A 9,301-nucleotide genomic window follows, 5' to 3' on the forward strand; every position below is an offset into this window, starting at 1 on the left:
GATTTCGCAACGCTAAGCGGCTTGCGGCAGAGAGCGCGCCTCACGAGGCGTGCCGCGTGCCTTGCAACCCACTTCAAACGCCCCGGCGGGTTCGCCCCCGGGGCGTTTTCATTTGCGCAGTCAGACCCAGCCGTCGATCTTGAGTCCGCTGGCCTGTTCGGCTTCCTCGCGCGTGACTGCGCGCACGGTCTGGCCGAAGCTCCAGAGATGGCCCTCCGGGTCGCTCACCACGTACACGCGGTCGCCGTAGAACTGGTCGGCGATCTCGCGCACGACCTTTGCGCCGGCCGCAAGCGCGCGCTGGCAATGGGCGTCGATGCCGCTTTGCAACTGCACGTGCACCGACTGGGTATTTTTGCCGTCGAGATCGGCGGGGCTTGTGGAGGGCATGCCGGGCCAACTGCCGCAGATCATCACACTGGCCCCTTCGAAGCGCATTTCCGAATGCGCAACCTTGTCTTCAGGCCCGTACACGACGAACTGCCGCTTGAAGCCGAACGCCTTTTCCAGCCAGTCGAGCGCGGCCAGCGGGTCGCGGTAGTAGACGGCCGAGGCGAAGATGGGTTGCTTCCACGGGGTGGTCATGGGTGTACCTCCTCAGAGGGTGGACATATCGGTGCGCCGAATTTAGCACCGTCCCCCGGCGTGCGCTTTTCGCGTGCCTGCTCCCTTGCCGATTCGTCTTGCTTACCTCCGGGGTAATCGACCCGCTGCACGCGTTCGCCGACCATGGCCTCACTCGCCCAGCGACTCACCGAAGGAGCCCAGCCATGACCCAGCCCGACCGCCTGCCGCGCCAGCCCGGCACGATCCGCATCGACGCCGATACGGCCCTCCACTATCGCGACTGGGGGCAGGGCAGGCCGCTCGTGTTCCTTGCGGGCTGGACGCTCAATGCGGGCATGTGGGACTACCAGATCGCGCCGCTCGTCGAGGCCGGCCTGCGCTGCATTGCCTACGACCGGCGCGGCCACGGACGCTCGAGCGACCCGGGCCGCGGCTACGACTACGACACGCTCGCCGACGACCTGGAGGCCGTGCTCGACGCGCTGGACCTCTCCGGCGTGACGCTGGTTGCTCACTCGTTCGCGAGCGGCGAGGCGGTGCGCTACCTGAGCCGCCACGGCGCGCGGCGCGTGGCCGGCATCGTGCTGCTCTCGCCGGCCTCCACGCCTTACTTGCTCAAGACCGCCGACAACCCCGCCGGCGTCGATGCGAGCCTTTTCGCGGCCTCGCTCGACGAACTGAGGGTGTCGTTCCCGGACTGGATCGCGCGCCGCGCAGAGGGCTATTTCAGCCCCGGCACGTCCGCCGCCGTGATCCAGTGGACCGCCGACATGATGCTGCGCGCCTCGTTCCCCGGCGCGGTCGAACTGTGCCGCGTGCAGACCTCGACTGACCTGCGCTGCGAACTGGCTGCCATCGACGTCCCGACGCTGATCCTGCACGGCGATTGCGACGCGTCGGCGCCGCTCGAAGTAACGGGGCGCCCCACTGCTGCTGCGCTGCGGCATGCGGTGCTGAAGGTCTACGAAGGCGGCACGCACGGGATGTACTTCAACTTCGCCACGCGCGTGAACGCGGACATTCGCGCATTCGTCGAGGGGCTGCACGGCTGATGCACGCGGGCATGCGCCGGTTTCGGGCACGCATGGCGGCTTTCACAGCGGCATGATGGGGAGCGCGGGCGGCCGTCGCCACTGAACCACTGAACCGGTTAGCCACTGAAGCTCCGAAGCGCGACGGGATTCGCAGGGGAATCCGATATGATGGAACGCGATGTGCCGCATCGCGGCGCTTTCCGTTCCGTCTCCCGAGATTCCCCCATGTTTTTCGCCGCGAACTCCCTGCACCGCAGGCTCAGCATTGCGCTGGGCGCGCTTGCGATCCTGGTCGGTCTGCTCGGCTCGCTCGGGACGTTTCTCGTGGTGCGCAGCCTCGCGACGGAATTCAACGCGAGCCTGCGCGATGCCGCGTCGCACGTGCAGACGGGCGTGCCGCATCCCGCCTCGGCCCGCGATGCGCAGCGCCGGCTCTCCGACGATCTCGTGGTGCAAATCTGGTCAGCGGACGACGGCGACACGCCCACGCGCACGAGCAACCGCAGCGTCGCGCTGCCGCGCGGGCCGGCGGGCTTCGCGACCATCGAGTACGACGGCGAGTCGTGGGACGTATTCGGCCTTGCCGCCGGCGACGAATTCATTCAGGTGGCCGAATCGCGCAGCGTGCGCAACCGCAACGCCATACGCGTGGCGTTCTGGAGCCTCTTGCCGGTGTTCGCGCTCCTGCCGCTTCTCGTGCTCACCATTGCGATCACGGTGCGCGTTTCGCTGCGCCCGCTCGAACGCATGGGGCGCCGCGCCGCGCGCGTCGATCTGCACCATCTCCAGCCGCTCGACCTCGCTCGCGCCCCGGTCGAACTGCGGCCTTTTCTCGATTCGGTCAATCGCATGATCGAGCGCCTTTCGGTGCTCGTGAACGCCGAGCGCAAGTTCATTGCCGATGCCGCGCACGAACTGCGCTCGCCGATCTCCGCGATGCAGTTGCAGATCGATAATCTGCGCGACGCACCGCCGGATCAGTACGCCGAACGTTTCGCAGAACTGAAGCGCGGCATCGCGCGCACCGGCTCGCTCGTTTCGCAGCTTCTCGGCCTCGCGCGCGCGGAAATCGGCAGCGCGCAGCGGGTGCTTGTCGATGTGCCGCTGCCGCAGGTGGTGAGCGATGTCGTGGCGGACCTGCTGCCGCTCGCCTTCGCACGCGGCGTCGATCTGGGTGTCGAGCGGCTCGACGACGCGAGCGTGCGTGCAACCGAGTCCGACATGCGCGTGCTCGTGCGCAATCTCGTCGATAACGCGATCCGCTACGGCGGCGAAGGCACGCAGGTGGATGTGTCGGTGCGCAGCGACGCGGGGAAGACCGTGATCGAGGTGCTCGACAACGGCCCCGGCATTGCCGAAGCCGACCTGCCGCGCGTGTTCGACCGCTTCTTCCGCGCGGGCGCGAACGACGTGGAAGGCAGCGGGCTGGGGCTCGCGATTGCGCAGGCGCTGGCCGGGAGCTATCGCGGCAACGTGACGCTCGCCAACCGCGCGGACGGCCGCTCGGGCATCGTTGCGCGCATCGAACTGCCGCGCCAGCCGCAAGCGTAGCGGACGAACGAAGGAGAGAGGACACACTATGCGGATTTTGCTGATCGAAGACGACCTGCTGATCGGGCCCGCGCTGATGCGCGCGCTCAAGGACGCCTCGTACAGCGTCGATTGGGTGCGCACGGGCGAAAGCGGCCGCACGGCCGTACGCGACGGCTCCTATACGGCGATCCTGCTCGACCTCGGCCTTTCGGACATGAGCGGCCTCGACGTATTGCGCGGCCTGCGCGAGTCCAACGACGTCACGCCGGTGCTCATCATTACCGCGCAGGACGATGTCGATACGCGGGTGGAAGGTCTCGACCTCGGGGCGGACGACTACCTCGTGAAGCCGTTCGAGAGCAAGGAGCTGCTGGCGCGCATTCGCGCCGTGGTGCGGCGCAAGTCGGGTTCTGCAAAGGCGGCGATCGGCAGCGGGCGCGTGACGCTCGACACCAACGCGCGCCGCCTCACCTTCGACGGACGATCCGACGATCTTTCCGCGCGCGAATACGCGCTGATGCTGGCGCTGCTCGAACGGCCCGGCGCGATTCTTTCGCGGCAACAGCTTGAAGAGCGGCTCTACGGCTGGGGCGAGGAAGTGGAAAGCAATGCCGTCGATGCCGTGATCTACAGCGTGCGGCGCAAGTTCGGCAATGCCGTGATCCGCAATGCGCGCGGGCTCGGCTGGGCCGTGTGCGTGTGAATCCGGCTGGTATTTGCGTTCGTGCACACGATGCGCCGCGCGCCGGCACGGTGGCTGGCGCGCGGCGCGAAGGGTTGCTTCACCGCTCAGGCGCCGTTACGAAGCGAGCAGGCGCTGCCACGGGTGCGCTTGCCACGCTCTCGAGAGCGAGCCGAGCAGCGCGGCTTCCGTTTCGGTGACGTGGCGGTCCGCATAGACCGCCACGTAGCACAGATTGAGCACCTCCGCGCGCAACACCGGGTCTTCCAGTTCCCGCATTACCTGCTGCATGACGTCGGAATCGACCTTGCAGGCATCGCTCCAGTTCAGATGCGAACTCGTGAGCAGGTCTTCGCAGAGGCTCTGCAGGATTGCGCCGAATTCACCGGGCGCAAGGCCCAGGCGGTCTGCGAGGCGGGCGCGATGGAGCGTGGTCAGCTCGTCGCTGCTCAGGTGGCCGTCGGCGAGCAGCGCGATGGCGACGATCCGGCCGGCGGCCTGGGGGCTGTTGCAGGAGTAGGTACGCATGATCAGGATTCCTCGTAACGATTGAGCAGGTGTTGCGGGGCGGGTGTGCGGTGCCTGCCCGGCTAGTCGAACAGTTCGCCGAGCCACGACTTGCGGCGGCGCGGGTGCGCGTCGTGACGGTCGTACGGGTGCCGCGGCGAGCCGCCGCCTTGCACGTCGTAGCGATCGTCGAAGCGGCGCTGCGGGCCGGCGCGTTCGATCAGCCTGTCGAGTTCGCCGCGGTCGAGCCAGACGCCCCGGCATTGCGGGCAATAGTCGATTTCGACGCCTTGACGCTCCGCGATGGTGAGCGTGACGTCATGGCAGTGCGGGCATTTCATGATGCGCTCCGTGATGAGTGAACAATGCATCGAGGAGGCGCCGCCGGCTCGTCCAACGTGTCCCGGGGGGAGGTTGCCGCTCGGGGAGGGGGCGCTGTCTCGATGGAAACCATCGTACGGGCGCAGAATGAGCGAAGAATGAGGACGGGGGGGGCGGCCGAAAAGGCTCGGCCGCACCGGGGCTGGCGGGTTCAGGAAGGGCGCGCGGCGTCGGCTTCGGGACGCGTCTTGAGGAGCGAGACGATCACGCCGCCCGCGAGCAGCGCGGCAGTGACGCCCAGGCTCAGGGCCGCCGGAATCTTGCCCACGAAGCCATGCAGGAAGATCTTGGCGCCGATGAACATCAGCACGAGCGCGAGCGCGTGCTTGAGGTAGTAGAAACGGTGCGCCATTGCAGCGAGCGCGAAGAAGAGCGCGCGCAGGCCGAGCACGGCGAAGATGTTGCTCGTATAGACGATGAACGGGTCGGTCGTGATCGAAAAGATGGCCGGTATCGAATCGACGGCGAAGATCAGGTCGGCGAATTCGATCATGAGGAGTGCGACAAGCAGCGGCGTGACCCAGAGCGCGAGCTTGCCGGTGACCGGGTGCGGGCGGCGCACCACGAACGCACCGCCTTCGATCCCGGACGTGACGGGCAGCACGCGGCGCAGCACCCGCAGGAGGGCGCTGCCCTCTACGTCGTGCGTTGGCTTCGAGCCGAACAGCATCTTCACGCCGGTGAGCGCGAGGAATACGCCGAAGACATAGAGGACCCAGTCGAACTGCGCGACGAGCGCCGCACCGAGACCCACCATGATCGCGCGCAGCACCAGTACGCCGACGATGCCCCAGAACAGCACGCGGTGCTGATACTCGCGCGGCACGGCGAGCGCGCCGAAGATCGACGCGATGACGAAGACGTTGTCGAGCGAGAGCGATTTTTCGATCAGATAGCCGGTGATGTATTCGGTGGCCGGCTCGGCCCCGATCTGCCACCAGATGAAGCCGCCGAACAGCACGCCCATCGCGATGTAGCCGAGCGAGAGCCAGAGACTCTCGCGTATGCCGATCTCGCGGTCGTCGCGATGCAGGACGCCGAGATCGAGCACGAGGAGTGCGATCACCACCGCGATGAAGGCGGCCCAGAGCCAGGCAGGCTGGCCGAGGAAGCTGGTGGCGATGAACGGCGGGAGCATGGTTGCGAGTCCTTGATATCGAGGTGGGATGCGGTTGCGCGCGTTCGGCATTGCGCCGTGCCGCGGCCGTACCGGCGGTATGGACCTGCGGTCCATACGTTCAGGTTAGCAGCGGAAAATGAGGCGAGGATGAGGGCACGCCGGCAAGCGGCCCGGCGGCCGTACCCGGGGCGCGCCGCGGCTTTTGCCGGGCGCTAGAACTGGTAGTTGATCGAAATATCGCAGACGCCGCCGGTCTTCGTCTGGACGATCGGGCTGTGCGCGGCGCTGCCGAGCAGGCGCTTGAGCGCGCCATCGGCGCTCACGAACCAGTGCTTGTTGACGAAATAGACCATCGTGATGCCGAAGCCTGCGGATTTGAGGCCCGCGCTCGCGTCGTATTGCCGGTAGCCCGAGGCCGCGGCCTGCACGGGCGTCACGCCGAACCAGCTCTGCATGTAGTTCGAATCGGCGAAGGTGACCGAGGGGCCGGCGAACCAGTAGAAGTGCTGGCTGCTGCCCGGCAGCGGCATGTAGGCGCCGAGATCGGCCACCCAGCCATTCGAGCCGCCGAAGCTGCGCGTGAAGGCGGAGCGGAGCACGAGCGGAAAGTCTTTCGAAACGACGTATTCGCCGGCGATCTTCATCTCGGGCGCCGGATTGATGTTGCCGAGCCCGTTCAGGCGCGACGGGTCGTCGTGGCCGCGCCGGCCGAGGTCGTAGGCTGCAGCGACGCTCACGCGCCAGTTCGGCCCCTGCAGGACGTTGACGCCGAAGCCTTCGCCCGTGGAGCCGAACAGGAGATCCTTGTAGCGGATATCGAGGCTCGGGCCGGCCAGCATGTGATAGCGGTCCGAGCCGTCGTAGCGCGGCTCGAAGGTCGAGCCCACGCCGAGGCGCACTTCCCAGTCGGGACGCTCGGTCTCGTACATCTTTTCAAGCGGAATGCCCGCCGAATACTGCCATTCGCCAAGTGGCGAGGGCGTTTGCGCTGCCGCGTGCGGCGCCATGCAAAGGGCCGAGAGCGCGCCTGTCGCGGTGGCAAGCCGCAGCGGCAGGCGCGCGAATGCCCGCTTGCGCCGAATGCGTGTGGTTCGCGCGCGACGGGGTGCGAACGTCATGACACCTCCAGGGTGCAGGGTGTGTTTGGGTGCCGCGTGGGTGCCGCGGACGGGTCTCCGCAGCATCGTGGGCCGGTAGCGTCGGCCGATGCGGCAGTGCGGTGCTGGCTCAGCAAACGCTATGCCCGGGGCAGGCTGCCGCGCGTCACTCGTGGCTCTTGCGCCGAATATATAACGAAGGAGCGAACGAAGAAGCGAACCCCATGCGGGGCGGTGGGCCGCCCTGCGGCGCAGGCCAGGATCGTTGAGCAGGAGAAGAGTTCAAGCGCGAACGGCGGCCGAAAAACAGCGGAAATTCCGGTTGCCCGACGGAGATTTTCGATTTTCTCCTGGGAAGACGGCGGCGTTCGAAAAGATAAGGATCGCGAATCTAATTGAATGAAAAAAGGGGCGAAAAAACATTTCCACGATAAATAGCTAAATGCCCGCGAGCCGGCAAAAAACACCTGCCGCCGCCTCAATTTCAAAATCCGCTGTTGGGAATGAAAATCGAATGGATATAGAAATGTTTAGTTAGTAAATTGTAATTATATCCGCGGGCGCATCAATTGCATCATTTTGGTGCATGCTGGGAACCCATGTGGGGCGTGCCTCAGCGGATATTTAGAGGTATCTCTCTAAACACCGTATTCTCCCATCAAAAAAAGTTTGCTAAGTCGGTTTTTGTCTTGCTATCTTTCCGGACGCTGAAACGAAACTGAAACACGCCCATGCCGGAGCATTGTGACAGAGGCGGTTTCGGTGGGCGATACGAGCGGGAAGTCGCCGAATTCGTGTAAACCCGAATAACCTAGGGTTAGTACTACTTAGCATATGAACGATGTGAATAAGCGGCCGCAAGCGAAGTTGAGAAGTCAACGGGATTTTCGCGGCAGTGCTTTCGCATCCGTTTCGTAGTCCGATTGAAAGTGTGGGTCTGGCGGGTTCGTAGAACGGGACCGCCATGCATCGAATGGTTCGCTGCGGTCAAGCAAAGGGCGCGCGGCGCCCAAGGGAGCGAAGGTGGTGATGAAAGTGCAAGTGGATGTACCAGCCGGGTCCGGTGGGCCGCGCGTACCCGGCCGTCCGCGCGAGTTCGGACGCAAGCAGCAGAATCCCGTTCGCCGTTATGGCGGCATCGCGGCAGTCATCGTCCTGCACGTCGTGCTGATCTATGCGCTGGTCAACGGCCTCGCGAACAAGGTCGTGCAGGTCATCCAGCATCCCATCGAAACGAAGATCATCGAGCCGGTGAAACCGCCGCCTCCGCCGCCGCTGCCGGTCGTCCAGCTGCCGCCGCCGAAGTTCGCGCCGCCGCCGCCGCCGTTCGTGCCGCCGCCGGAAGTGCCGGTCCAGGCGCCGCCGCAGCAGACCATCACGCACCAGGCCGCGCCCGTTGTCAGCGCACCCGTGACGGCGCCGCCCGCGCCGCCTGCACCGGCAGCCAAGCCGCTCAGCCACGAAGTGGGCGTGGTGTGTCCGAACTCCGACGATATTCGCGGCTCGATCGCGTATCCGAAGGAGGCGCAGGAAAACAACGTGACGGGCGATGTGCTCATCGAATTCGTCGTGGACCCGCAAGGTCATGTCACGAACGAGCGCGTGGCCAAGTCCTCCGACGACAACAGCCTCGACGCTGCGGCGTTCAACGCGGTCAAGAAGTTCAATTGCATTTCGCAGGGTCAGCCGGTGCGTGTGCAGGTTCCGTTCTCGTTCACGCTGAACTGAGCACGCGGATCTCACCTCACGGATGTCATTACTCACGTTTTTAGTAGTTCAACGGATTGGAGCAGGCATGAAGAAGCGTTCCTACGCCGCACTGGCGGCCAGCATGTTGATCGCCGTAGCCACGGTCGATACTTTCGTCGCACCGCAGCTTGCCAACGCGCAGGCCAGCGACGCCACCGCCGCCGCCTCGGCGCCTGCCACTGCGGCAGTCGCAGCCCCCGCGCCGGCCGCGTCGGCCGACCAGCCCGTGCCGCCGCCGGCACCGGCCACGTCGGAAACGGTCACGAACCCCTACGGCCTCGGCGCCCTCTGGAAGAACGGCGACTTCGTCGCGCGCTTCGTGCTGATCCTGCTCGTCATCATGTCGATGGGCAGCTGGTACATCATGATCACCAAGTTCTTCGAGCAGTTCCGTGCGAACCGCCGCGCGAAGATCGCCGACGAGCAGATCTGGAACGCACCGACGCTCGCCGAAGGCGCCAAACAGCTCGAAGAATCGTCGCCGTTCCGCTTCATCGCCGAAACCGCGATCGAGGCCGGCGCACATCACGACGACGCACTGCTCGAAGCCGTGGACCGCAACACCTGGATCGACGCACAGGTCGACCGTTCGATCACGAGCGTGTCCAACCGCCTGCAGGACGGCCTCGCA

At 65.7% G+C, this 9,301-nt stretch carries 9 protein-coding genes and 1 pseudogene; 5 read left to right on the plus strand and 5 right to left on the minus strand.

All coding sequences use genetic code 11. The features are described 5' to 3' along the window. Positions 1–120: 120 nt before the first annotated feature. Positions 121–585: a VOC family protein gene (locus BFE01S_RS36390; RefSeq protein ID WP_028229678.1), complete on the minus strand. Its 465-nt coding sequence runs from the start codon at positions 583–585 to the stop codon at positions 121–123. 185 nt (positions 586–770) lie between these two features. On the opposite strand from BFE01S_RS36390, the gene BFE01S_RS36395 reads away from it, so the two are divergent. The 3 genes from BFE01S_RS36395 (at position 771) to BFE01S_RS36405 (ending at position 3,837) form a co-directional block, all read left to right on the plus strand. Further along, a complete protein-coding gene (locus tag BFE01S_RS36395) occupies positions 771–1,619 on the plus strand; it encodes an alpha/beta fold hydrolase (protein ID WP_028229679.1) in 849 nt (282 codons plus the stop codon). Between the two features lie 207 nt (positions 1,620–1,826). After that, a complete protein-coding gene (locus BFE01S_RS36400) occupies positions 1,827–3,152 on the plus strand; it encodes a sensor histidine kinase (protein ID WP_028229680.1) in 1,326 nt (441 codons plus the stop codon). A 28-nt stretch (positions 3,153–3,180) separates the two neighbouring features. Then, positions 3,181–3,837, plus strand: coding sequence for a response regulator transcription factor (locus BFE01S_RS36405; RefSeq protein ID WP_028229681.1), 657 nt, complete (start codon positions 3,181–3,183; stop codon positions 3,835–3,837). Between the two features lie 96 nt (positions 3,838–3,933). Here BFE01S_RS36405 and BFE01S_RS36410 read toward each other — a convergent pair whose 3' ends face one another. The 4 genes from BFE01S_RS36410 to BFE01S_RS36425 form a co-directional block, all read right to left on the minus strand. Then, entirely contained in the window at positions 3,934–4,344 is a 411-nt protein-coding gene (locus tag BFE01S_RS36410) for a tellurite resistance TerB family protein (RefSeq protein WP_028229682.1), read from the minus strand. Between the two features lie 62 nt (positions 4,345–4,406). Beyond that, the gene (locus BFE01S_RS36415) at positions 4,407–4,664 is read right to left on the minus strand and encodes a TFIIB-type zinc ribbon-containing protein (protein WP_028229683.1); all 258 of its coding nucleotides are present in this window, start codon (positions 4,662–4,664) and stop codon (positions 4,407–4,409) included. Between the two features lie 191 nt (positions 4,665–4,855). Then, positions 4,856–5,842 (minus strand): TerC family protein, encoded by a 987-nt coding sequence (locus BFE01S_RS36420; RefSeq protein WP_028229684.1) that lies wholly within the window; start codon positions 5,840–5,842, stop codon positions 4,856–4,858. 194 nt (positions 5,843–6,036) lie between these two features. Further along, positions 6,037–6,942 carry a MipA/OmpV family protein gene (locus BFE01S_RS36425; RefSeq protein WP_042340043.1) on the minus strand — a complete coding sequence of 302 codons (906 nt, stop codon included), beginning with the start codon at positions 6,940–6,942 and terminating at the stop codon, positions 6,037–6,039. Positions 6,943–7,950: 1,008 nt separating this feature from the next. On the opposite strand from BFE01S_RS36425, the gene BFE01S_RS36430 reads away from it, so the two are divergent. Then, entirely contained in the window at positions 7,951–8,649 is a 699-nt protein-coding gene (locus tag BFE01S_RS36430) for an energy transducer TonB (protein WP_028229686.1), read from the plus strand. A gap of 67 nt (positions 8,650–8,716) precedes the next feature. Continuing rightward, positions 8,717–9,301: pseudogene (locus tag BFE01S_RS36435) on the plus strand (MotA/TolQ/ExbB proton channel family protein); the annotation flags it as partial.

This window comes from Paraburkholderia ferrariae NBRC 106233, assembly GCF_000685035.1.
GTDB classification, from domain to species: domain Bacteria; phylum Pseudomonadota; class Gammaproteobacteria; order Burkholderiales; family Burkholderiaceae; genus Paraburkholderia; species Paraburkholderia ferrariae.